The organism is Falsiruegeria sp. JB4-1 (genome assembly GCF_055693495.1).
The window spans coordinates 1,052,109-1,075,749 of record NZ_JBVFTZ010000001.1 but is presented as its reverse complement, the minus strand read 5'-3'; the positions used below and the strand labels follow the sequence as shown (position 1 = coordinate 1,075,749).

The window sequence follows — 23,641 nt, the reverse complement described above, 5'->3', positions numbered from 1 at the left end:
CGCGCCTGCCGTTGGTCCAGAGGGTGTGTCGCGATTTGGCAGACTCTGTCGGGAAGCCTCTTGCCCGGTCGGCCATGCCCGCCCACTGTGAGCCGAAACACGGGAGAAGATCATGACGCAACGAAACCGCCCCCTGGGTCCAATGACGCAAGCCATTCATGCGGGCGAAGGGCCAGACCCTGCGACGGGTGCCTCGGCCCCGCCGCTGCATATGTCATCGACCTTTGTGACCGATCAGGTGGCCGGGTTTTCCGCGCATGATCTTGAGAGTGGTCCCGAGGGGTTTCTGTACGCCCGATGGGACAACCCAACCGTGGCGATGCTGGAAAAGAAGATCGCGGCGATGCAGGAGACCGAGGCCTGTCTGTGCACCGCTTCCGGCATGGCGGCGGCCACGGCGATCTTTCTGACGTTTCTGTCGGCGGGCGATCACGTGGTGATCTCAGACGTGTCATATGCCGGGGTCGCGGAGCTTGCGCGTGAAACCCTGCCACGCCTGGGGATCGAGGTAAGCACGGTCAACATGTCGGATCTCGAGGCGGTTGCGGCGGCAATTCGACCAAACACCCGGCTCATCCACACGGAAACTCCGGTGAACCCAATCGGGCGATTGACGGATCTGACGGCGGTGTCGAAGCTGGCGAAGGAGGTGGGCGCCTTGCACAGCTGCGATGCGACCTTTGCCTCGCCTTTGGGCATGGACACCGCTGGCTTGGGCGTGGATCTGACGATGCATTCGATCACCAAATACATCGGCGGACATGGTGATGCGGTTGGCGGGGCGGTTGCGGGTCGCGCGGATCTGATCGCCAAGATGCGTGCGGAGGCGTCGATCCATCACGGAGGGATCCTGTCGCCCTTCAACGCCTGGCTGATTGCGCGCGGTGCCTCGACTTTACCTCTGCGAATGAAAGCCCATCAGGCGGGTGCGCATGCGGTGGCGGAATGGTTGGAAAGCCACCCATCGGTCACCCGTATGATCTATCCGGGGCTCGCGTCGCATCCGCAGGCGGAATTGGCGGAGCGGCAGATGTCAAACACCTCGGGCATGATCTCGTTCCAGGTGGGGGATGCTGTGGCAGGTCAACGGATCGCGCAGCAGATGATCGACCGCTTGCAGGTGATCCATTATGCGGTGTCGCTGGGTCATCATCGCTCGCTGATCTTCTGGATGGAAACTGCCGGGCTGATGGAGACGTCATTCCGTCTAGAAGGAGCACAGCTTGAAGATTACCGCGCCTATGCCGGAGACGGGATTTTCCGTCTGTCAGTGGGACTGGAAGACGCTGAGGATCTTATTGCCGATCTGGACGTGGCACTGTCGTAAATCAGGGTTGAGCCGTGCCGTGCCGCGCGCCTGTCGACGCGCGGCGATTGCGCTATGCCGCGCCTGATCCGCAAATGGGGCAATCGGCGCGATTGGACAGGGTGATCTTGCGGCTTTCCCCATAAAGTGCGTCATAGATCAGCATCTCACCTTTGAGCACCGCACCTGCCTGCGTGATCAGCTTGACCGCCTCGACCGCCATCATGGACCCGACCACGCCCGGCAGCGGGCCAATCACCCCGGCCTCGGAACACGATGGTGCCAAACCCGGAGGGGGTTTCGGGGAAGATGCATTGATAGCAGGGGCCTGTGTCAGCCGGATGGAACACGCTCAGCTGTCCCTCCCACTGTGCCAACGCGCCAGAAATCAGCGGTTTGCCCAGCTTCACCGCGGTTTCATTGGCCAGATAACGGGTTTCAAAATTGTCGGTGCCATCGAGGATCAGATCATAATCCGCGAAAAGCTCGGCTGCGATGTCGGCTGTCAGCCGTCGGTTGTAGGGGCGCACAGAAACGTTGGGGTTCTGCGCCTCCATTGCCATTTGGGCCGAGAACACCTTGGGCACGCCGATATCTGCATCCCGGTGGATCACCTGTCGTTGCAGGTTGGCGTTTTCGACCACGTCATCGTCGATCACCCCAATGGTGCCGACCCCAACCGCCGCTAGATATTGCAACAGCCGGCGCGCCCAGACCACCCGCCCCTATCACCAGAACACGGGCTTGTTTCAGGCGCTTTTGTCCTGGTCCGCCCAATTCGCGCAAGACGATATGGCGGGCATAGCGTTCCAGCTCGGTTTCGGTGAAACTGCCCGTCTGTTTGGGCGTCTGCTCGGTCGTCTCAGAGGCGCTGCGGGTCCGGAGCCAGGCGATCAGCCGCGAATATCCGATGATCAGAACTACCGCGCCTGTCAGGATCAGCCACAGCGCCGGGGATTGTCCCGTCGCCTCGCGGACCGGGTGGCCGACAGGCAGTGCGAACTGCAACAGCAACACCAGCGCCAGCAATCCGCCCATGAGGGTCAGCCGTGCCTGACGGGACACCCCCATCACCATGCCAATGCCCCAAAGCATTGCGGCCATGCCCAGAACCAGAAGCATCAGCCGCGCCCGGTCGAGCCGAAACCGCCGCTGCCGCGTTCGGTGTCGCTTAACCCGTCCACAAGGTCGAATTGCGCCTGCAAAACCGGCGCAACAATAAGCTGTGCAATACGCTCGCCATGCGCCACCTCGAACGGATCTGCGCCTGCATTGAGCAAGATCACCCCGAGCGGACCGCGATAGTCACTGTCGATGGTGCCGGGCGTATTGGGCAGCGTTATGCCGTGTTTCAGCGCAAGACCCGAGCGCGGGCGCACCTGCACCTCAAAGCCTGCGGGGATCTCTAGCCGCAGACCGGTGGGGATCAACGCCCGTGCCCCGGGTGCAAGCACGACCCCGTTGCGATCGGGGAAGTTGGCACGCACGTCAGCACCGGCCGCCCCAGCTGTTTCATAGCTGGGCAATGCAATCTGCGGATCGCTTTCTTCGTCTCTGATGACCCGAATGGCTACCATCTGCTGGCCTCCTGCTTGCATGTTTTTCTAGCCCGCCAGCTCTTTCGCAATCCGCTCGGCCAGTTGCGCGGCTACATCAGACTTACTCATGCGCGGCCATTCTTCGGCACCCGTATCCGAGATCAAAATGACCGCGTTTTCGGCCCCGCCCATGATGCCAGTCGCAGGGCTTACGTCATTGGCCACAATCCAGTCACAGCCCTTACGCAGCCGCTTAGCGGTCGCGTTTTCGATCACATCGTTGGTTTCTGCGGCAAAACCCACAACCAGACCCGGTCTGCCCTGCTCCATCCGCGAGACGGTTTTCAGGATGTCGGGGTTTTCGGCGAACTCCAATACAGGCAGCCCATCTTTGCTCTTCTTCAGCTTACGGTCCGAGGCACTGGCGACACGCCAATCGGCAACGGCGGCGGCGAAGACACCCGCATCCACGGGCAGAGCAGCCTGCACCGCGTCAGCCATTTCTCGGGCGCTTTGTACAGCTACAACCTCAACCCCATCGGGCGGGGGCACGTCCGCAGGGCCGGTCACAAAGACCACATGGGCGCCCAGAGACGCTAGTGCCCGCGCCACAGCAGTGCCCTGCGCGCCGGACGAGCGGTTGGCGATATAGCGCACTGGGTCGATGGGTTCATGCGTGGGGCCGGACGTGATCAGGATACGCTTGCCCTGCAAAGGACCATCAGAAAAATGCGCCTCGACTGCGGCGACAATCTCCAACGGTTCGGACATGCGGCCCGGACCGTATTCACCGCAGGCCATATCACCATCGTTGGGACCGACAAAAGCAATCCCATCAGCCGCCAGCGTTGCGCGATTGCGTTGCGTCGCGGCGTGCTCCCACATGCGCACATTCATCGCCGGAGCCAACAGCACGGGCGTATCCGTCGCCATCAACAGGGTCGAGGCCAGATCGTTGGCCAAACCGCAAGCCATCTTGCCCATAAGATCAGCTGTTGCAGGCGCAACAACTACTAAATCGGCAGAGCGCGATAGCTGGATGTGGCCCATCTCTGCCTCATCCGTCAGATCAAAGAGATCGCGGTAAACCTTGGTTCCGGCCAAGGCCGACACTGACAGAGGGGTTACGAATTCTTCAGCAGCTTTGGTCAGGACCACCGTCACCTCGGCGCCACGTTCGCGCAGGCGGCGGATCAGGTCGAGAGATTTATAGGCCGCAATCCCGCCTCCGATGATCAGAAGTATGCGCTTGGATGCCAGCATGGCTGCCCCCTTCCCGTTTCCGATGCCCCGTAATCAGCCCGGCAGACATTAGGCAAAGCCCGCCACAACCACCAGCCGATTTTCGCGGGCCTTAGTCAGTGGCTTTGTGAAACGCCGCGCAGGGATCATCGCGCTCGACCGCAGGCGCATCCAGTACGGCGTCAAATGTCCCTTGGATCGAGCCCCCTTCGGATTGCCCCAGCACAAACACACGCAATCCCGGCTGCATGCGGGACAAGAAACTGGGAATACCCCAATCCTTGCGCGCATGACCGTTTCCCGTGATTACAACAACCGGACCTCCGGTATCCTTGATCGCGGTCAGTATGGCCCGGGTCAGCACGGCATCCCGTAGGCGTTGAATTTGCACCAGAACAGGCGCCATCTCGGCGGGCAAAGCGTCACAATGCGCCGCCATCTGTCCGGCCTCGCGCGCGGTTTTCTCTTCATCCGGAAGGGGAACCGCCAACCCATAGCGCGCCGCATCAGCGCCAAGCGCCACAGCGGGGCCCGCATCCATCGCCGCCATTGCCGCCTCGCGCGGAACAAGCGCGCCATAGATGGGCGCATCCGGCGCAGCCTCGAAAATCGGCAAGTACATCGACAGGGGCGGCCAGCCCAATTCGGCCCATCTAATGGTGGCAGCCAGCTTTTCGGGATCTGAAATCAGGTTGCGGTTGATACGATCCGCGCCTTCTGCGGTCAGCATCTCCCACACCATGGCGCGGGGTTCCAACGCGGCCACAACGTCGCGCTGAACGCGATGGTGCACGGGATTGTCGTGCACTTCGCCCACGATCACCACATCGGCGCCCGCCATTTTCAGCATAAGTTCGTCCGGCACCAGCTCAGACGCCAAGGCCGCCCGGATCGGGGCGGCCACTAACGCCACGCAGGCGCAGATCAGAATCGCAACATGTCTCATACGAGGAAGTGTTGCACCTCGTGCGATTCAGCTTCAAGGCTTTTGCGCATCTTGGCAAAAGCAGCCGCTTCGAGCTGACGAACCCGCTCTTTGGATAGATTGAGTTCCTGGCCCAAACTTTCCAACGTGCGGGGTGTATCGCGCAGCTTGCGCTCGCGGATGATGAATTGCTCGCGCGCATTCAGCGCACCCATCGCCTTGAGTAGCCATTCTCGCAGCTGTGCCGTGTCATGAACGTTTTCAACGTGCTCAGCGGCCTGTTCGCTCTCATCCTCGAGTGCATCGATCCATTCGCGGCCTTCTTCATCTGCAGACTGCACCGCATTCAACGAGAAGTCGGACCCCGACAGGCGACCGTGCATCATTTCCACATCTCGCAGCGGAACGCCAATCTCCAACGCAATCATCTCGTGAAGCTGATGTCGGTCCAATGCAGCGCCTTCGCTCGCTGCCTCGCGTTCAAATTTCGCCTGCACACGACGCATATTAAAAAACAGTGACTTCTGAGACGAGGTCGAACCGGTGCGCACCATCGACCAATTGCGCATTACGTAATCCTGAATGCTCGCCTTGATCCACCAGACTGCGTAAGTCGAAAAGCGAACACCGCGATCAGGGTCGAATTTGTCAGCCGCCTTCATCAGGCCCAAACCCGCCTCTTGGATCAGGTCATTCATGGGCGCGCCATAGCGCTTGAACTTGGCTGCCATTGAAATAGCTAGTCTCATATATGCGTTGATCAGCCGGTGAAGCGCCTCTTCGTCGCGATCATCTCGCCACGCATAGGCAAGCGCCCGTTCAGTTTCTGCGTCTAGCAGCTCCGCCTTCATCGCTTTGCGCGACATTGACGTGTCTCGTACATTGTCCAAGGCCATACATCTCTCCCCAAATGTCCGGCACGCCTGCCGTGGCTTGTTTTGCGCGTTCACAATAGATACGCAGGGAAACGTCAGGCGGATCAAATGTAAGGTAATAACTTGTTTCCAAAATTCACCTTTATCGTCGGAGGTGCTGCATCAGGCAAATCGGCCTATGCCGAGCAACTTATTGTTCTGTCAGGTAAAAACAGGGTATATTTGGCCACTTCACAAGTATTTGATGCAGAAATGCGGGCCAAGATTGACCGTCATATTCTTCAACGTGGAACCGGCTGGCACACGGTCGAGGCCCCTTTGGAGCTAGCCGACACCCTGTCAGAGCTGGCCGTCGACAACGCCTGCCTTATCGATTGCGCCACCATGTGGCTGAGCAATCATCTGCTAGCTCAAAGCGACCTGACCGCAGCTCAAGACCGCCTTTTGAACGCGATTACCGACACAGCCGCGTCGGTTGTCGTGGTCTCGAATGAGGTGGGGCACGGGATCGTCCCCGACAACGCGCTGGCCCGGCAATTTCGCGAGGCGCAAGGCAGGCTGAACATCGCATTGGCCGCCAAGGCAGATCTGGTGGTTTCCGTCACCGTGGGCCTACCTCATGTACTAAAAGGACAATTGCCATGACCACGACCCGCCTGCACATGGTGCGCCATGGACCGACGCACGCAAAATCCATGGTTGGCTGGTCCGATCTGCCCGCCGACCTGAGCGATACCGCCGCGATCGCGCGCTTGTCCAACCACCTGCCTCACCCTGCCGTTGTTGTCTCTTCCGATCTGTTGCGGGCCGCGGACACCGCAAGCGCCATTCAGGGCGATCGCACCCGCCTTGCGCATCATTCGGGCTTGCGTGAAATCAACTTTGGCGACTGGGAACTGCGCCGTTTTGCTGAAATCGAGGCCGAAGATCCCACGCGCATCCGCGCCTATTGGGAGACTCCGGGCGAAGTACGCCCCCCAATGGTGAAAGCTGGAATGAGGTCTGCGCCCGTGTGGATGCCGCCGTTGATACCTTGATCACGCAGCACAGCGGCCGAGATTTGATCGTTGTGGCGCATTTCGGGGTGATCCTGACGCAGGTGCAGCGCGCTCTGCGCTTGGATGCCGAGCAGGCCTTTGGCCACAAGATCGACAACCTGTCGGTGACGGAACTCAGCCATCATTCACAAGGATGGGATGTGCACCGGATCAATCACCTCCCGTGATGTAAAGGCGCACAAAAATCTGATTTACCGATGGGTTAAACCGCATCTACCCTCGCGCACATGACCTATGACCTTTTCATCGGTGATCGGCTGTTTTCCAGCTGGTCCATGCGCGGGTGGCTGATGCTCGAGAAATTCGGCATCCCCCACCGGACCCACTTGATTGGCCTTTATTCCGGGACCATGGCCGCAGATATGGCCCCGCTTGCCCCTGCCCGCCTTGTGCCGACCCTACGCACACCTGCAGGCACTGTTGTGGGCGAAAGTCTGGCGATGGCCGAAACTCTGGCCGAAGAAAACCCTGACGCGGGCCTCTGGCCGTCGGACCCGGCCAGTCGCGCTGCGGCCCGGTGGCTGTGTGCCGAAATGGTGGCGGGGTTTGGGGCCTTGCGCGGGGAATGCGCGATGCAGCTGTTGCACTGCTATGAGGGGTTTGAACCTTCGTCTGAAACGCTGATCGATCTTGAGCGGATCGAAATCCTGTGGGCGCATGCGCGGACTGTGTCAGGCGCGACTACAGGCCCGCTGTTCGGCACCTATTCTCTGGCGGATGTGTTCTATACCCCCGTTGCCGCCCGCATCATTGGCTATGGCCTGCCCGTGTCCGACGCCAACCGCGCCTATTGCCTTGAGCTGCTGTCGGATCTGTCGGTGCGTCAATGGCGCGCGATGGGACTGACCAAGACCTATGATCCGTTTCCTTACCCGGTCGACCTGCCGACATCCCACTGGCCGATTGCAAGCCGCAAGGCCAAAGCGGTTGAGGCAACATCCAGCGAGAACACGCATTGCCCTTATTCGGGCAAGCCGGTGCAGAATTTCCTGGAACTCGACGGTCAGATCTGGGGCCTTTGCAACCCGTTCTGTCGCGACAAAACCGTTGCCGACCCCGAGGCATGGCCCGCCTTCGTGGAAATGATCGGGGCGCGTTAACCTTTCCTAAACCACGCGGGCGCTAGCAATGTCTTGTTAACCAATGAACAGGACAGAGATGGTCGCCCGCGCCTATACCGTTGCCTTTCAAGGCGTTGACGCCCGCCTGGTCGAGGTGCAATGCGCCGTCACCCCCGGTCTACCTGCGTTTTCTATCGTGGGCCTGCCGGACAAGGCCGTATCCGAAGCGCGCGACCGAGTGCGTTCGGCGCTGAGTTCGATGGCGATTGCGCTGCCGTCGAAACGCATCACCATCAACCTGTCTCCCGCCGACCTACCCAAGGAGGGTAGCCATTTCGATCTTCCTATCGCACTGTCCCTTTTGGCCGCCCTCGAAATCGTGCCAAAGGAAACCGCCGAACAAACCGTCGCCTTGGGAGAGTTGTCGCTCGACGGCTCACTGGTGCCAGTCGTGGGTGCCTTGCCTGCAGCCATGGCGGCCGCCGAAGAGGACCGTATGCTGCTCTGCCCGCAAGCCTCAAGCGCCGAAGCCGCTTGGGTCGATTCCGCGCAAGTGATCGGCGCCGACACGCTGGCCACTGTTGTCCGCCACTACACCGGCCAAGCCTTGCTTTCCCCTGCCAAAGCCGGAGAAATCCATTCCGATCCTTTTGCCAAAGATCTGCGTGACGTGAAGGGTCAGGAACGGGCCAAACGCGCGCTGGAAATCGCCGCCACCGGGCGTCATCACATGATCATGATCGGCACGCCGGGGTCTGGCAAATCCATGCTCGCTGCACGCATTCCCGGTATCTTACCCCCTGACTGCAGCCGAGGCGCTCAGCACATCCATGATACATTCGCTCAGTGGTCTGTTGGACGAGGGCGGCATTTCCATGACCCGCCCCTTTCGCGAGCCGCATCACACAGCGTCAATGGCGGCCATCGTCGGAGGCGGCAAGGGCGCCAAACCGGGTGAGATATCACTGGCTCACAACGGTGTGCTCTTTATGGACGAATTCCCCGAATTCTCGCGCACCGTGCTGGAAACCCTGCGCCAACCCATCGAAACCGGAGAAGTCATGGTTGCGCGCGCCAATGCACACATAAAATACCCCTGCAAATTCATGTTGGTGGCGGCCGCGAACCCCTGCAAATGCGGCTACATGACGGACCCTGCCCGGGCCTGTTCTCGCGCGCCGATTTGTGGTGAGGACTACTTGGGGCGCATCTCTGGCCCGTTGATGGACCGGTTCGATCTGCGGATCGAAGTGCCGCCAGTGGGGTTTGCCGACCTCGATCTGCCGCCATCCGGTGACCGGTCGGAAACCGTCGCTGCGCGCGTGGCAGCCGCCCGCACCGTGCAGGCCGAGCGGTTTCGTGAAACTCCAGACGCTGCGCAGAACGCTGATGCCGAGGGCTCGGTGCTCGAAGCCATCGCCACACCGGACAAAGAGGGCAAAGAGATGCTCTTGAAGGCCGCCGACAGATTCGGCCTGTCAGCGCGCGCCTATCACCGCATTTTGCGGGTGGCGCGCACGATCGCAGATCTTGAAGGGTCCGACGACGTGCGCAAACCCCATGTCGCCGAAGCTTTGAGTTTCCGGATCACGACAAAGGCTTATGCCTGAACCTTGCCCTCGATCGCTTGCCAGACCCTTTCGGCGATGTTGACGCCGTCAAAGCGTTCAAGCTCTTGAATACCTGTGGGTGAGGTCACGTTGATCTCGGTCAGGTAATCGCCAATGACGTCGATACCGACAAAGATTTGGCCCTTTTCGCGCAGCAAAGGCCCGATGGCAGCGCAAATCTCCAGGTCACGTTCTGAAAGGCCGATCTTTTCGGGACGTCCACCAACGTGCATGTTCGAGCGTGTCTCACCCGCCGCCGGAACGCGGTTGATCGCTCCAACCGGTTCGCCATCAACCAAGATCACACGTTTGTCGCCATTGCTCACATCCGGCAGGAATTTCTGCACGATCAGAGGTTCACGGCTGAACCCGGTGAACAGCTCGTGCAGCGACGACAGGTTGCGGTCATTGGCATCCAGGCGGAACACGCCCGCGCCGCCGTTGCCGTACAAGGGCTTGAGGATGATGTCGCCGTGTTTGGCTTTGAACGCCTTGATGGTGTCCAGATCACGCGCAATCGTGGTCGGCGGCGTCAGGTCCGGGAAATCCAGCACCAGCAGCTTTTCGGGATAGTTGCGCACCCAGAACGGGTCATTGACCACCAGCGCCTGCCCCTTGAGCCGGTCCAGCAGATGGGTCGAGGTGATATAGTGCATGTCGAACGGCGGGTCCTGGCGCAGCCACACCACATCGAAATCTGCCAGATCGACCTCCCGCATCTCGCCCAGAACGGCCGGGTCGCCTGCGACACGCTGCACTGTCATATCATAGCCGCGCGCTGTGATCCGTCCCTCTTGATAGGCCAAGTGGTCGGGACTGTAGTAGAACAGCTCATGACCCCGCGCCTGCGCCTCTTCGGCGAGGCGGAACGAGCTGTCCGCGTTGATGTCCACATTCCCGATCGGGTCCATCTGAAAGGCGATTTTCATGGCGCGTCCTTGTTGTCTGCTGCCCGATACATGGCGCAGGCGCAGGCCGGGTTCAATGGGGTTCACTCCATCCCAATCGCATTCTCAAGAATTTGAACCTGTCCTGTCGCGTCGACCAGGGCCACATCAAAGCGCGCCTCGGTCAGTTGACCCTTTGGTTCGTTTGCCAGGAATTCGGCTCCCGCGTCATAAATTCGCTCGATCTGTCTAGGTCCCAGACGCAAGGCCGCCTGATCGAGGTTTCGACTCTTTTTGACTTCAACAAAAACCACCGCGTCCCTGTCGCGCAGGATCAAATCGATCTCACCGGCTTGACCCCGCCATCGGGTCTCCGCCAGTTCCAACCCAAGATCTGCATAGGTGCGTGCCACGATCTGTTCGGCGGCGTCACCTGCGTAATGAGCCATTGATCCGCGCCAGACCTGTACCGACATATCACCCTTTCCCGAGCTGCAGCGCCTTTTGATAGAGCGCCCTGCGCGGAAGCCCATACATTTTGGACACCAGATCTGCCGCATCCTTGACCGAATGACTTTCCAGCGCCTGTTTCAGGGCCGTTTCTATGTCTTCTTCGTTAACAGGACCTGAACGGGCACGGTCGACGAGCACCACGATCTCACCCTTCACCGGGTCATCAGCCAGCGAGTCGGCAAGCTCTTGCAAAGTACCGCGCCGAACCTCTTCGAACTTCTTGGTCAGCTCTCGGCACATTGCGGCAGGCCGGTCTGCGCCCAGAACCAGCGCCATGTCAGACAGGCTGGCCGCAACCCGCTTGGGCGATTCGTAAAAAGCCAGTGTACCGGGAACCTCGCGCAACTCTTCCAACCGGGAGCGGCGCGCGGATTTGGCGTTTGGCAGGAACCCGGCAAAAAAGAACGCATCTGTCGGCAGCCCTGCCAAAGTCAGGGCCGTCACCACCGCCGTTGCGCCGGGTGCCGCCGTGACCATATACCCGGCCTCTGACGCCGCACGACTGAGGTCGTACCCCGGATCAGCAATCAATGGCATGCCCGCCTCGGACGCATAGGCGACTGAATGCCCAGCTTCCAAAGCGGCCAAAACCTTGGCCCGTGCGCCCGCGCCGCTGTGATCGTGATAGGCTAGGATATAGCGCCCTTCGAGCGGAACACCGTGGATTTCCATCAAGCGACGCAGGCTGCGCGTGTCCTCGGCTGCGATCATGTCAGCCGAAGCAAGCACATCGAGCGCCCGCAGGGTGATGTCCCGTGCGGTCCCGATGGGCGTGCCAACAAAGTAGAGCCCCGAGGGCAATCTTACCTTTTGGTGATTCAACGCTGGACCCGACCTTTCTGACGTTTATTATCGCGGCTTGTACATAATCGGCTGAACAAGGCCGGATGAGGGAGTTTTGATTTAGATGTTTGCCGTTTTGAAGTCGACCCGCAAGGTGACCCTGTCGGTCCTTGGCCTGACTGTCGCTACTTTTCTGGCTGCTTGTGACCCAGGTGGAATCACCAGTGGTGGACCAACAATCAACACTTCGGAACCGGTTTCTGTCGCGCTTCTGGTACCAAAGGGTTCTGCACAATCCGGTGACGCCGTGCTCGCGCAAAGCCTGGAAAACGCAGCGCGATTGGCAATTGGTGATTTGCAGAATGTTCAGATAGATTTACGGGTCTATGACACTGCAGGCGATGCGGCGACCGCATCCGCCGTTGCTCAGCAAGCAGTTGGTGAAGGAGCTCAGATCATTCTAGGGCCAGTTTATGCTCAAGCGGCAAATGCGGCTGGCCTGGCTGTGCTAAATAAAAAGGTCAACGTTCTGTCGTTTTCCAACAACACCAATATTGCTTAGCGGTAACGTCTTTGTTTTGGGGCCGACATTCAACAATGCGGCAAACCGTTTGACCAACTATGCTGCCGCAACCGGCAAGGGCAATATCGTCATCGTCCACAGCAACGACGAGGCCGGACAACTGGGCCGCGCCGCAATTGCTCAGGCCATCGCTTCCAGTTCTGCATCACAGGCGGGATCAGTTGGTTATGAACGCTCACAGCAAGGGGTCATCAACTCCATCCCTCAGGTCAAGGCCACAGTCGATGGATCCGGCGCACAGTCGATTTTTTTGACCTCGACAACTGCGGGGGCCCTGCCGCTGTTTACGCAACTCTTGCCTGAGGCCGGTGTTTCCAACGTCACGACGCAGTACATTGGCCTGACCCGTTGGGATATTCCAGCACAGACACTGGAGTTGCCAGGTGTTCAGGGAGGCTGGTTTGCAATGCCTGACCCTTCGAAGGCCCAGAATTTCCGCGCCCGCTATCAGGCCGCTTACGGGGGTCCCCCACCCGATTGGTGGACTGGCTTATGACGGCATCGCCGCGATCGGCGCTTTGGTCGGCGCGGGTAATTCCAACGCGCTAACCGGTGCTGCGTTGACCCAAAGCGCTGGTTTTCAGGGCGTTGGCGGCATCTTTCGCCTACTACCTGATGGGACCAACGAACGTGGCCTTGCAGTGGCGACAATTCAAGACAAGCAGGTTATCGTAGTCGACCCTGCACCACAGAGTTTCTCCGGTGCCGGATTCTGATTTTATCCAAAAGAACCCGCTACAACCGGACCCTTCAGGGCAGTTGATATGTGAGCCAACCGACATCTTTGACGCGGACGAGATCCGTCGTCGAATTCTTGATGTGGCGGAGCAGGCGAGCGACAATTCAGTTGTCCGCAGTGCCGTTGTCGAGGTCCTGCGTGACACTCAAAAATCAGGTCGTGCCGCGATAGCCGAGGCTTTTGCGAAGTCTCCATTTGCCGCGCGACCTCTGACCCGATCCTATACGTACTTAACTGACGGATTGGTGCGCGCAGCGCTGTTTGTAGCCGGTGACATTCTCCATCCGCTTTCCAATCCGACCCAAGGTGAACGCATCGCGGTGTTGGCCGTGGGTGGGTACGGGCGCGGTGAAATGGCGCCCTTTTCAGACGTCGACCTGCTGTTCCTTACCCCCTACAAAATCACGGCATGGGCCGAGAGCGTCATCGAGATCGATGCTGTACATGCTGTGGGATCTGCGTCTCAAGGTTGGTCACTCCTCACGTACGATCAAAGATTGCCTGCGTTTGGGAGCCGAGGATTTCACCATTCGAACTGCCATGCTGGAGCAGCGATTCTTGGCTGGTCATGCCCCTTTGTCCAAAGAACTGGATGAACGGCTTAAGTCAGACCTGTTCACCGGCACCGGTCAGGAGTTCATCGAAGCCAAGCTAGCCGAGCGGGATCAGCGTCATCGAAAGCAAGGCGAACGCTACATGGTCGAACCCAATGTCAAAGAGGGCAAGGGCGGATTGCGCGACTTGCAGTCTTTGTATTGGATCGCAAAATACCTTTACGGCGTTCAAGACGTGGCTGAACTTGTCCCGCTGGGATTGTTCACACCGGATGAGTTGGACACTTTTGCTCAGGCTGAGAGTTTTCTTTGGGCGGTTCGTTCGCATCTACATCTGGTGACAAATCGGGCCACCGAGCAACTGACCTTTGATCTGCAAGTCGAAGTGGCCGCCCGTATGGGATACGAGGATCGTGCTGGCCGACGCGCGGTCGAAGTCTTCATGCAAAAGTACTTCCGCGAAGCCACCCGCGTGGGTGAACTGACACGTATTCTGCTGACCAAGTTGGAAGCGGCGCATATGAAAAGCGAACCTTTGCTGGAACGCATCTTTCGCCGCCGCCCTCGTGTAAAGTCGGGTTACAAGGTCGAGCGCGGGCGTCTGGACGTGGCAGATCCCAAGAATTTCCTGGCCGACAAGTTGAACATGCTAAGGCTGTTCGAAGAGGGCCTGCGCACGGGAATGCTGATTCACCCTGACGCAATGAGGCTGGTAACAGCAAATCTGGCGTTGATTGATGACGAGATGCGCGCCGACAAAGAGGCGCAGCGTATTTTTCTGGATTTGATGCTGAAACACGGCAACCCGGAACGCGCGCTGAGGCGGATGAATGAACTTGGTGTTCTTTCGGCCTTTATCCCCGAGTTTGAGCCCATCGTGGCGATGATGCAGTTCAACATGTATCACAGCTATACCGTGGACGAACACACGATCCAGTGCATCACCAACTTGGCGATGATCGAGAAAAGCGAGTTGGTCGAAGAATTGCCTTTGGCATCCGGCATCCTCAAAGAAGGGATCAACCGCAAGGTGCTCTATGTCGCGCTGCTACTGCATGATATCGGCAAAGGCCGCCCCGAAGATCATTCGATCCTGGGCGCCAAAATCGCGCGCAAGGTGGCGCCTCGTCTGGGGTTGAGCAAGTCGGACTGCGAGACGGTTGAATGGCTGGTGCGCTATCACCTGCTGATGTCTGATATGGCGCAGAAACGCGACATTTCCGATCCAAGAACAGTTAGGGATTTTGCCAAGGCGGTACAGACGGTCAAGCGGTTGGATCTGCTTACTGTGTTGACAGTCTGTGACATTCGTGGCGTTGGACCAGACACTTGGAACAACTGGAAAGCCACCCTTCTGCGTGCCTTGCATCGCGAAACCAAGCGGGCGCTTGAGACGGGGATGGAGGACCTGAACCGAGAGAACCGCGGAACCGAAGCCAAGAAAGCCTTGCGCGCGGCCCTGGCCGGGTGGGGAAAATCCGAACTCAAGGCCGAAACCGGGCGGCACTATGCCCCCTATTGGCAGGGGCTGCAGACCGAAACTCACGTCGAGTTTGCCCAGATGCTGCGATTGATGGACACGTCGTTGGATCCCGGCGACATAGAGATCCGCCTACATCCGGACGAAGACCGTGACGCGACGCGCGCCTGTTTCACAATGTGGGATCATCCGGGCATCTTTGCCCGAGTGGCGGGGGCGTTGGCCTTGGTTGGAGCAAATGTGGTCGATGCGCGCAGCTACACCTCGAAAGATGGTTATGTGACCGACGCCTTCTGGATTCAGGATGCTGAAGGTCGGCCCTACGAGGCGGCAAGACTGCCGCGCCTGACGCAAATGATCCACAAGACGCTCAAGGGTGAAGTGGTTGCCAGAGATGCGCTGAAATCTCGTGACAAGATCAAGAAACGGGAAAAAGCGTTCAAGGTTCCGACCCATATTACTTTCGACAACGAAGGGTCGGAAATCTATACGATCATCGAGGTCGACACACGCGACCGCCCCGGTCTGCTGTATGATCTGGCGCGCGCACTTGCAGGGGCCAATGTGTACATCGCAAACGCCGTCATTGCGACCTATGGCGAGCAAGTGGTCGATACGTTCTATGTTAAGGACATGTTCGGTTTGAAGTACCACGCCGCAAGCAAGCAGCGAACGCTTGAAAAGAAACTACGCGAAGCAATCACCGAAGGTGTAAAACGGGCCAACGCATGAAGACATTGCGGTTGACTTCGGGGTTTCTGACGGTCGGGTTCTGGACCCTTGCAAGCCGCGTATTGGGATTTCTTCGCGAGATCCTGATCACCTCGTTGATTGGTCCCGGCCCCGTGATGGACGCCTTTGTTGCAGCCTTCCGCTTGCCCAACATGTTTCGCCGTTTCTTTGCCGAAGGGGCGTTCAATGCAGCCTTTGTTCCAATGTTCTCAAAGAAATACGAAGGCGATGAGAACGCGCAGGCTTTTGCCCAGCAGGCGTTCAATGTGCTTGGGTTTTCAGTATTGATCCTGACCGGTCTGGGCATGATCTTCATGCCGGGATTGGTCTGGCTCACGGCTGATGGATTCTGGGGCAACGAGCGTTTTGATTTGGCCGTAAGCTATGGTTATGTGGTTTTTCCGTACATCCTGTTGATGTCGTTGGCGGCGTTGTTTTCGGGTGTTTTAAATTCAACCGGACGCTTTGCTGCCGCAGCTGCTGCTCCTGTCCTGCTCAATATTTTCACGTGCTCGGCAATGGTGGTTGGGGCGATGTTGGACGGAGAAATCATCACCTGGTTGATCTGGACTATTCCGGTGGCCGGGGTCGCACAGTTGGCGTTGGTTTGGATCGCAACAGAGCGGGCAGGCATCCGTATCCGCCCCAGTCGACCAAGATGGGGACCGGAAATGGCAAACCTTGTCCGCGTCGCAGTCCCAGCGGCCCTTGCGTCCGGTGTTATGCAGATCAATCTGGTGGTAGGGCAGCGGATCGCATCGGGTACAGAGAGCGCTGTAAGTTGGCTGTTTGTGGCCGATCGACTGTATCAATTACCGCTTGGGGTGGTCGGCATCGCCGTTGGCATCGTTCTTTTGCCGGAACTGTCGCGCCGCCTGCGTGCCAAGGACGATGATGGCGCACGTGCGGCCTATTCCCGCGCCGGAGAGTTCGCTTTGATGCTGACGATCCCGTCGGCCATAGCTTTCATGGTCATTCCACTGCCGCTGGTTTCGGTCCTGTATGAGCGGGGGCAGACCACGTCTGACGATGTAGCCGCCATCGCTGTTGCCGTGTCGATTTATGGATTAGGCCTGCCTGCATTTGTATTGCAAAAACTGTTGCAACCGCTTTTTTCGCGCGCGAGGACACTCGTTCGCCATTTCGCTACGCGCTTGTCGCAATGGTCGTCAACGCCGCGTTGGCCGTCGGGCTGCACCCCTATCTTGACTGGCTTGCACCTGCAATCGCCGCAACCGTCGCGGGTTGGGTCATGATCGGCTTGCTGATGTTCGGGGCACGGTCCTACGGTGCTGTTGCCAAGTTCGATGCGCGGTTCCGGTCCCGCGCCTGGCGGATCGTCGTTGCGTCAATTGTCATGGGCGTTGTCTTGTGGATCGTGGCCTTGTTCGGAGCAGCCGCTCTGCATGCTCCGGGGTGGCGGTACCTGGCACTGTTGGTGTTGATCGCAATTGGCGCAATTGTCTACTTTGGGGTCGGCCATGCGATCGGCGCGTTTCGGCTGTCAGAATTCAGACAATCCCTGCGGCGCAGCGGGTGAACCTTCAATCACGCTGCATCATGCGCCGGATGCGCGCCCAGCCTCCTGGCACCAACAAGAATGACAGGCCAAATCCGGTGGCAAATCCCCCCAAGTCAGCGACCCAATCTTTGGTTCCCCCAAACAGCAAACCGAATACCAACTGAATACCCATAAGGACCGCGATCAGGGTAAAAGCGCGGCTCTGATTTTCACCAACGCTGGACAACCGCACCCACAACAGAAATGTGAAGGCACCGATCAAACCGTAAACTGGTGGAAAGCCGCCAACCAAAGGGTATGGTTCCGTCAAAAGAATTGCGTAGATCAGCGCCCCACCGATCCCCGACAGCACAAAAATCGCCAGCATTGCGACGCCACCAAAAACCTCGGCGACCATTTTACCCATCGCTAGTACAAAAACACAGACAAATAAGGTTTGTGTGAACGACCCATGAACAAACGGGTACGTCACAAATCGCATAACTTGATCCAATGGCCAGCGACCGGTGTCCCACATCCAGGCAAATATCTCGCCAGAAAAGGAATAGGTCTGGATCGCGTTCAATCGCCATCCGACCGCTTCGGGGCCGCCGACGATACCGCGTGCACCCAGGGTAAAGATCAACTCGATCCCTATGATAATCAGAAAAAGGGCCACCACGACCGGTGGTAGAGGATTTACTGCGGATGGGTTGGGGTCGCTGCTCATGACCGGAACTCCGTTGCGGGCGTATAACTTCCGCCTGTTGACGTCCTTTGACCTCATGGGTAAGCGACATGAGCCTATTATTCCAGACGGGAGTTGTCTGACATGTCCGAGACCCAATTCACGCCGCGTGTGTTTTCCGGCATCCAGCCTTCGGGTGGTTTGACGCTTGGAAATTACCTGGGTGCGATCAAGCGCTTTGTGGACATGCAGGGATCAGAGTTCGAAACCGTCTATTGCATGGTTGACCTTCATGCGATCACTGCCAAGTTTCTGGAGCCGGAAACACTGCGCAAGAACACCCGCGAGCTGTGTGCCGGCTTTATCGCATCGGGCATTGACCCCGAGAAATCCATCCTGATCAACCAAAGCCAGGTGCCTGAACACGCGCAACTCGCGTGGATATTCAACTGCGTCGCCCGCATGGGTTGGATGCAGCGAATGACACAGTTCAAGGACAAAGCCGGTAAAAACGCTCAGAACCAGTCGCTAGGCCTATTTGCCTACCCTGCCCTGATGGCCGCGGACATTCTCATCTATCACGCTACGCATGTTCCGGTCGGAGATGATCAGAAACAACACGTCGAATTGACTCGGGACATCGCTGCCAAGTTCAATCATGACTATGGCGTCGACTTCTTTCCGATGGCCGAGCCGGTGATCGAGGGCGCAGCTACCCGTGTCATGTCCCTGAGGGACGGGTCAAAGAAGATGTCGAAATCCGATCCCTCGGATGCCAGTCGCATCAACATGACCGATGACGCTGATGCCATTGCCAAAAAGATCCGCAAAGCCAAGACCGATCCGGATGCTCTGCCATCCGAGGCAAAGGGTCTGGATGAGCGCCCCGAGGCACGCAATCTGGTCAACATCTATGCCGCGCTCAGCGAGCAGTCAGTGGATCAGGTGCTGGCCGATGTGGGCGGCAAGCAATTTGGTGAGTTCAAACCGATGCTGGCCGAATTGGCCGTGGCAAAGATGTCCCCCATCTCGACCGAGATGGCACGTCTGATGAACGAGCAAGACGAGATCGACCGCATCCTGACCCGCGGCGCTGAGCGCGCACGTGAGATCACCGCCCCGATCCTGCGCCAAACCTATGATATTGTGGGCATGGTGCCACCTGTCACGCTCTGATCCTGCACGACGAAAGCAAAACTATGCCTTCTGCCCCTCCCTCCTCTCGGGAAGCAAACGCGTTCTTTGTGGCAGCTGTGCTGTCGTCCTTTGCAATCTGGCCGGTCGCTTTCAACCTTGGGGCCTATGGAACCGTTTTCACCGATCACCTGTTCAAGGTCTGGGCTGCCTCGATTGCCGCCCTGTTGGCCAATGCTTTGATCGGGCGGACAGAAGAAGGTGAACAGTACTTTATGCCGCTTGGTGCGGTGCTTCTGATTGTCCCGTCGGCGTGGATCATTGGTGGGATCATTTTCCTGGGCAACACCAACGAATGGGTGCTGCTTCTGATGTCATTGCTGGCGCTGTCGGCCATTCTTCTATCGCTGCCCTACATCATGTTTATTATCATGCGCGCGGCCCTTCCTGAGGCGATGGAACTGACCAACCGGCGGCTGCGCTATGGATTGGTCGGAATTGCATGCGTAATCGCGCTTTCAGCCTTTCTGGCTGGAAAATACAACTATCTGATTGTTTCGTGCGAAGACTTCGACATTTCGGGGGCTAACCCGCCCGAAACCTGCTGGAGCGTGAACGCACCTCTGCCCGGTAAGTGGTGGCAATTGAACTGACATCAATCACGTTTGCATTGCAGACGCGCACAGGTCTGGACTTCTGACCCTTTCTCACTCAGGTTTTGACATGAGAGAGGGAGACTACAATGGCAACCGGCACCAACATCCGCACCTATTTCGAAGGCACTTGGCATGATGGAGACATCCCGATCATGCGTGCGGCTGATCACGGCGCCTGGTTGGGATCGGGTGTATTTGACGGCGCTCGGTTCTTTGAGGGTTTGACCCCGGATCTGGACGCCCATTGCGCCCGCACCAATCGCTCGGCCGAGGCATTGATGCTGACCCCCACTGTCGCAACTGAAGAAATGATCGAAATTGCCCGAGAGGGCCTGAAGGCCTATGGCAAAGACAAGGCCGTCTACATCCGCCCGATGTATTGGGGCATCGATGGCGATCCAACCGCGATTGTACCGCAAGAGGATTCGACCGGTTTCGCCCTTTGCCTGGAGGAAATCCCGATGGCCGCGCCCGAGGCCTCGGTCACCCTGACCACCACCCGGTTCCGCCGTCCCGTGATGGAAGATGCAGTCGTCAATGCCAAGGCCGGATGCCTTTATCCCAACAACGCCAGGATGCTGAAGGAGGCCCGCTCCAAAGGGTTCAATAACGCGCTGGTTGCCGACGCCATGGGCAATGTCGCTGAAACAGCCACCGCCAACATCTTTATGGTCCGCGATGGCGAGGTGTTCACGCCAATCGCAAATGGCACCTTTCTGGCCGGGATCACACGTGCGCGCCACATCAAGAACCTACAGGAAGACGGCGTAAAGGTTCATGAGGCGGTCCTGTCGTTCCAGGATTTCCATGACGCGGATGAGATTTTCATGTCCGGTAACATGAACAAGGTCACGCCAGTGACAGCTCTGGACGATACGCAATTCCAGATTGGCCCTATCGCTCGCAGGGCGCGTGCGCTTTATTGGGATTGGGCCGCGTCAGCCGGGTAAACCTCTGGACCAAATAAGAAACCCTGTTATTGCAAGCCCTCGTCCCGTAATGCATGATCCGGTGAAAGAGGATAATTGCCCATGCGTAAGTTTCTTGTCGTCCTGGATGACAGCCGTGAATGTCTGAATGCCATGCGTTTTGCTGCGATGCGCGCGTCGCACACCGGCGGCGGCGTGGCCGTTTTGTCGATCATTCCGCCGGATGAATTCAACCACTGGATCGGCGTTGGCGAAGTGATGCGCGAAGAGGCCCGCGAACGCATTCATGCCCATTACGAAGTGTTCGCCAAATGGATGCGTGACAAGCAGCATGTTGAGCCCGAGTTGATCATTCGCGAAGGTGAGGCGGTGAACGAGATCATTGCGCAGGTTCAGGAAGATACCGAAATTGGCGTCTTGGTTCTGGGAGCGGGCAACGACAAAAAGGGCCCCGGCCCATTGGTGTCGCAGCTAAGTCGCTCGTCTGGGTCACTGCCAATCCCGATCACCATAGTCCCCGGTGATCTTAGCAAAGAAAAGCTCGAAGCGATCACTTGAGGGCGAGTCATGACGGGGCGCATTCAATTCTGGTTTGAATTCGCCTCGACCTATTCCTATCTCAGCGCCATGCGGATCGAAGATGCCGCAGCACGACATGGGGTTGTCGTCGACTGGCAGCCCTTTTTGCTTGGTCCGATCTTTGCGGCGCAGGGCTGGGACAACTCGCCATTCAACATCTACCCCGCCAAAGGTCGCTATATGTGGCGTGACATGGAGCGCCTATGTGCTGCGCGCGATTTGCCATTCTTGCGACCCCATCCATTTCCGCAAAACGGACTGATAGCAGCACGGCTGGCGTTGGTGGCAAAGCAGCAGGGTCGGATCGCTCCCTTTGTTCGAGCTGTTTACACAGCCCAGTTCGGACGCGGCTTGACCATTTCGGACGTCGGGGTTCTGGCCGAGTGCTGGCTCGAGGCAGGTTTGGACGCCGACCTGATGCAGGACGCAAGTGCCCCCGAGACAAAAGCCGCGTTGCGCGCTCAATCCGACAAAGCGCAAAAGTTGGACCTGTTTGGCGCCCCAAGTTTCATCGCGGGGGACGAGCTTTTTTGGGGCGATGACCGATTGGACGAGGCGTTATTACACGCCGACTCAATTTAGAACGGTTCCAATTATTGACTTCCCTCGCCCATGACCGCATATCAGAAGCACGCATCATGGAGGCTGCTCATGTTCATTCAAACCGAATCGACACCGAACCCGGCGACGTTGAAATTCCTGCCCGGTCAGACCGTGCTTGAAGTGGGCACTGCAGACTTCCCCTCGGCCGAAGCGGCCACGAAATCCCCCTAGCCGCCCGCGTGTTTACTGTGAGCGGCGTGACGGGCGTGTTCTTTGGCAACGATTTTGTAACCGTCACCAAGGACGACGCAGTCGAATGGGACCACATCAAACCCGCCATTCTTGGCGCGGTGATGGAACACTACCAGTCCGGCCAACCGGTTATGGCGGATGACGCCCAAGCGGCCTCGGGCCACGCTGAACACACTGGCGAAGACGGCGAAGTTGTGGACCAAATCAAAGAGTTGCTGGACAGTCGAGTGCGTCCTGCGGTGGCGCAAGATGGTGGCGACATCACTTTCCACGGATTTGACCGCGGCGTTGTCTATTTGCACATGCAAGGCGCCTGCGCCGGTTGCCCCTCATCGACCCTGACGCTGAAAATGGGCATCGAGAACCTGCTGCGTCACTACATCCCCGAAGTGACCGAGGTGCGCCCCGTCGCCGTCTAACCCATGTCTGACCCGGCGCAAACAACAACAAAACTGTCAGGGCGTTGCTATTGCGGCGCCCTTCGCATTCAGACCTCTGCCCCCGCGCAAGTCGTCGCCTATTGCCATTGCAGCGACTGCCGCCGTGTAACCGGCGGGCCGGTTGCAGCTTTTGCGGCTTTTGACCCAGAAGTCATCAATATCCTGCCCTCCTGGCCAGATCCGGTCGAATTCAATCCCGGGGTTAAACGCTGGTTTTGTCAGACCTGTGGCTCGGCCATGGCCGCGTGGTTCGACTACCTGCCAGACCAGATGTACGTGCCCCTTGGCGTGATTGATCAGATCGACGATCTGGCACCGGACTTGCACTGCCATGCGAACAATGCGCCAAACTGGCTGCATCTGGACGATGGTTTGCCACGTGACAATGGCTCGGGTCGGGATTATCTGCACGCGCAATCCGCCCCGGAAACTGGACCGACAGAACAATGAGCACTCTCATTCTTGCATTTGATACATCAGGGCCATTTTGCGCTGCAGCCTTGCTGCGAGATGGCGATGTGCTTGTGGCTCGAAGCGAAGAAATGAAGCGTGGCCAAGCGGAACGCCTGATGCCCCTGCTGGAAGAGGTCCTGGCAAAGGGCGGTGTGCACTGGCGTGATCTGGATGCCATTGGTGTTGGCACCGGACCAGGGAATTTCACAGGCATCCGCATCTCGGTTTCAGCGGCGCGCGGGCTAGCATTGGGTCTGGGAATTCCCGCCGTTGGTGTTACAGGCTTCGAATCGATTGGCCTGATCGCGCCTGACGGCACTTTGCCAGCCATCTCTGCACCCCGCGAACATGTCTACATTCGCCGCAACGGGGAACCTGCCGAACTCTTGCCGCTCATCGAAGCCAAGGATGTAGCACCGCTGTATCTAAGCGAAGACAGTGCCGAAACAGCCATCGCCATCGCACGAATCACGTTTGAACGCCATCTCGACATAGAGACCCCACCGGCACCGTTTTACATTCGACCTGCCGACGCGGCCCCGTCTCGTGATGTCCCGCCAAAGCTGTTGGACGAATGACG

The 23,641-nt window shown here is 58.4% G+C and carries 19 protein-coding genes and 7 pseudogenes; 17 read left to right on the top strand and 9 right to left on the bottom strand.

All coding sequences use genetic code 11. The features are described 5' to 3' along the window. Positions 1 to 112 precede the first annotated feature (112 nt). Positions 113 to 1,327: a trans-sulfuration enzyme family protein gene (locus ACZ1HE_RS05520; protein WP_472619885.1), complete on the top strand. Its 1,215-nt coding sequence runs from the start codon at positions 113 to 115 to the stop codon at positions 1,325 to 1,327. Between the two features lie 52 nt (positions 1,328 to 1,379). Here the strand turns inward: ACZ1HE_RS05520 and ACZ1HE_RS05515 are convergent. The 5 genes and pseudogenes from ACZ1HE_RS05515 to ACZ1HE_RS05495 all read right to left on the bottom strand — a co-directional run bounded on the left by ACZ1HE_RS05515 (position 1,380) and on the right by ACZ1HE_RS05495 (position 5,907). After that, a pseudogene (locus ACZ1HE_RS05515) lies at positions 1,380 to 2,428 on the bottom strand (HesA/MoeB/ThiF family protein). Continuing rightward, entirely contained in the window at positions 2,428 to 2,883 is a 456-nt protein-coding gene (gene dut / locus ACZ1HE_RS05510; RefSeq protein WP_472619884.1) for a dUTP diphosphatase, read from the bottom strand. The pseudogene ACZ1HE_RS05515 and the gene dut overlap by 1 nt, the downstream one beginning before the upstream one ends. Before the next feature lie 27 nt (positions 2,884 to 2,910). Beyond that, positions 2,911 to 4,107, bottom strand: a complete 1,197-nt coding sequence (coaBC, locus tag ACZ1HE_RS05505) for a bifunctional phosphopantothenoylcysteine decarboxylase/phosphopantothenate--cysteine ligase CoaBC (RefSeq protein ID WP_472619883.1) — start codon at positions 4,105 to 4,107, stop codon at positions 2,911 to 2,913. 91 nt (positions 4,108 to 4,198) lie between these two features. Next, positions 4,199 to 5,032, bottom strand: coding sequence for a ChaN family lipoprotein (locus ACZ1HE_RS05500; RefSeq protein WP_472619882.1), 834 nt, complete (start codon positions 5,030 to 5,032; stop codon positions 4,199 to 4,201). After that, a complete protein-coding gene (locus tag ACZ1HE_RS05495) occupies positions 5,029 to 5,907 on the bottom strand; it encodes an RNA polymerase factor sigma-32 (protein ID WP_472619881.1) in 879 nt (292 codons plus the stop codon). Before ACZ1HE_RS05495 ends, ACZ1HE_RS05500 begins: the two co-directional genes overlap by 4 nt. 102 nt (positions 5,908 to 6,009) lie before the next feature. Between ACZ1HE_RS05495 and cobU the strand changes: the two genes are divergently transcribed. From cobU to ACZ1HE_RS05470, 5 genes and pseudogenes are all read left to right on the top strand, one after another. Then, entirely contained in the window at positions 6,010 to 6,531 is a 522-nt protein-coding gene (gene cobU / locus ACZ1HE_RS05490) for a bifunctional adenosylcobinamide kinase/adenosylcobinamide-phosphate guanylyltransferase (protein WP_472619880.1), read from the top strand. Then, positions 6,528 to 7,111 (top strand): annotated as a pseudogene (locus ACZ1HE_RS05485) (histidine phosphatase family protein). Before cobU ends, ACZ1HE_RS05485 begins: the two are co-directional and overlap by 4 nt. A 60-nt stretch (positions 7,112 to 7,171) precedes the next feature. Then, the gene (locus ACZ1HE_RS05480; protein ID WP_472619879.1) at positions 7,172 to 8,044 is read left to right on the top strand and encodes a glutathione S-transferase; all 873 of its coding nucleotides are present in this window, start codon (positions 7,172 to 7,174) and stop codon (positions 8,042 to 8,044) included. A gap of 43 nt (positions 8,045 to 8,087) precedes the next feature. After that, positions 8,088 to 9,210 (top strand): annotated as a pseudogene (locus ACZ1HE_RS05475) (YifB family Mg chelatase-like AAA ATPase); the annotation flags it as partial. An 18-nt stretch (positions 9,211 to 9,228) separates the two neighbouring features. Further along, a complete protein-coding gene (locus ACZ1HE_RS05470) occupies positions 9,229 to 9,615 on the top strand; it encodes a magnesium chelatase subunit ChlI family protein (protein ID WP_472624367.1) in 387 nt (128 codons plus the stop codon). Here the strand turns inward: ACZ1HE_RS05470 and gshB are convergent. The 3 genes from gshB to rsmI all read right to left on the bottom strand — a co-directional run bounded on the left by gshB (position 9,606) and on the right by rsmI (position 11,837). Next, entirely contained in the window at positions 9,606 to 10,544 is a 939-nt protein-coding gene (gene gshB, locus ACZ1HE_RS05465) for a glutathione synthase (RefSeq protein WP_472619878.1), read from the bottom strand. The genes ACZ1HE_RS05470 and gshB overlap by 10 nt on opposite strands. Positions 10,545 to 10,606: 62 nt before the next feature. Next, entirely contained in the window at positions 10,607 to 10,951 is a 345-nt protein-coding gene (locus ACZ1HE_RS05460; protein ID WP_472619877.1) for a YraN family protein, read from the bottom strand. A 28-nt stretch (positions 10,952 to 10,979) separates the two neighbouring features. Then, positions 10,980 to 11,837, bottom strand: coding sequence for a 16S rRNA (cytidine(1402)-2'-O)-methyltransferase (rsmI, locus tag ACZ1HE_RS05455; protein ID WP_472619876.1), 858 nt, complete (start codon positions 11,835 to 11,837; stop codon positions 10,980 to 10,982). A gap of 85 nt (positions 11,838 to 11,922) precedes the next feature. Here rsmI and ACZ1HE_RS05450 point away from each other — a divergent pair. The 3 pseudogenes from ACZ1HE_RS05450 (at position 11,923) to murJ (ending at position 17,426) form a co-directional block, all read left to right on the top strand. Then, positions 11,923 to 13,097: pseudogene (locus ACZ1HE_RS05450) on the top strand (penicillin-binding protein activator). Positions 13,098 to 13,191: 94 nt separating this feature from the next. Next, positions 13,192 to 15,886, top strand: a pseudogene (locus tag ACZ1HE_RS05445) ([protein-PII] uridylyltransferase). After that, positions 15,883 to 17,426 (top strand): annotated as a pseudogene (murJ, locus tag ACZ1HE_RS05440) (murein biosynthesis integral membrane protein MurJ). Before ACZ1HE_RS05445 ends, murJ begins: the two co-directional pseudogenes overlap by 4 nt. A gap of 4 nt (positions 17,427 to 17,430) precedes the next feature. Here murJ and ACZ1HE_RS05435 read toward each other — a convergent pair. Next, positions 17,431 to 18,117, bottom strand: coding sequence for a rhomboid family intramembrane serine protease (locus tag ACZ1HE_RS05435; RefSeq protein ID WP_472619875.1), 687 nt, complete (start codon positions 18,115 to 18,117; stop codon positions 17,431 to 17,433). 102 nt (positions 18,118 to 18,219) lie between these two features. On the opposite strand from ACZ1HE_RS05435, the gene trpS reads away from it, so the two are divergent. The 8 genes and pseudogenes from trpS (at position 18,220) to tsaB (ending at position 23,639) form a co-directional block, all read left to right on the top strand. Next, positions 18,220 to 19,251 carry a tryptophan--tRNA ligase gene (gene trpS / locus ACZ1HE_RS05430; protein WP_472619874.1) on the top strand — a complete coding sequence of 344 codons (1,032 nt, stop codon included), beginning with the start codon at positions 18,220 to 18,222 and terminating at the stop codon, positions 19,249 to 19,251. A gap of 23 nt (positions 19,252 to 19,274) precedes the next feature. Beyond that, positions 19,275 to 19,862 (top strand): hypothetical protein, encoded by a 588-nt coding sequence (locus ACZ1HE_RS05425; RefSeq protein ID WP_472619873.1) that lies wholly within the window; start codon positions 19,275 to 19,277, stop codon positions 19,860 to 19,862. 89 nt (positions 19,863 to 19,951) lie between these two features. After that, entirely contained in the window at positions 19,952 to 20,815 is an 864-nt protein-coding gene (locus tag ACZ1HE_RS05420; protein WP_472619872.1) for a branched-chain amino acid aminotransferase, read from the top strand. An 81-nt stretch (positions 20,816 to 20,896) separates the two neighbouring features. Then, positions 20,897 to 21,352, top strand: a complete 456-nt coding sequence (locus ACZ1HE_RS05415) for a universal stress protein (protein WP_472619871.1) — start codon at positions 20,897 to 20,899, stop codon at positions 21,350 to 21,352. A 9-nt stretch (positions 21,353 to 21,361) separates the two neighbouring features. Beyond that, positions 21,362 to 21,955 (top strand): DsbA family protein, encoded by a 594-nt coding sequence (locus ACZ1HE_RS05410; protein ID WP_472619870.1) that lies wholly within the window; start codon positions 21,362 to 21,364, stop codon positions 21,953 to 21,955. Between the two features lie 69 nt (positions 21,956 to 22,024). Next, a pseudogene (locus tag ACZ1HE_RS05405) lies at positions 22,025 to 22,587 on the top strand (NifU family protein). A 3-nt stretch (positions 22,588 to 22,590) separates the two neighbouring features. Continuing rightward, positions 22,591 to 23,058, top strand: a complete 468-nt coding sequence (locus ACZ1HE_RS05400; RefSeq protein WP_472619869.1) for a GFA family protein — start codon at positions 22,591 to 22,593, stop codon at positions 23,056 to 23,058. After that, a complete protein-coding gene (gene tsaB / locus ACZ1HE_RS05395; RefSeq protein ID WP_472619868.1) occupies positions 23,055 to 23,639 on the top strand; it encodes a tRNA (adenosine(37)-N6)-threonylcarbamoyltransferase complex dimerization subunit type 1 TsaB in 585 nt (194 codons plus the stop codon). Before ACZ1HE_RS05400 ends, tsaB begins: the two co-directional genes overlap by 4 nt. The last annotated feature ends 2 nt before the right edge of the window (positions 23,640 to 23,641 follow it).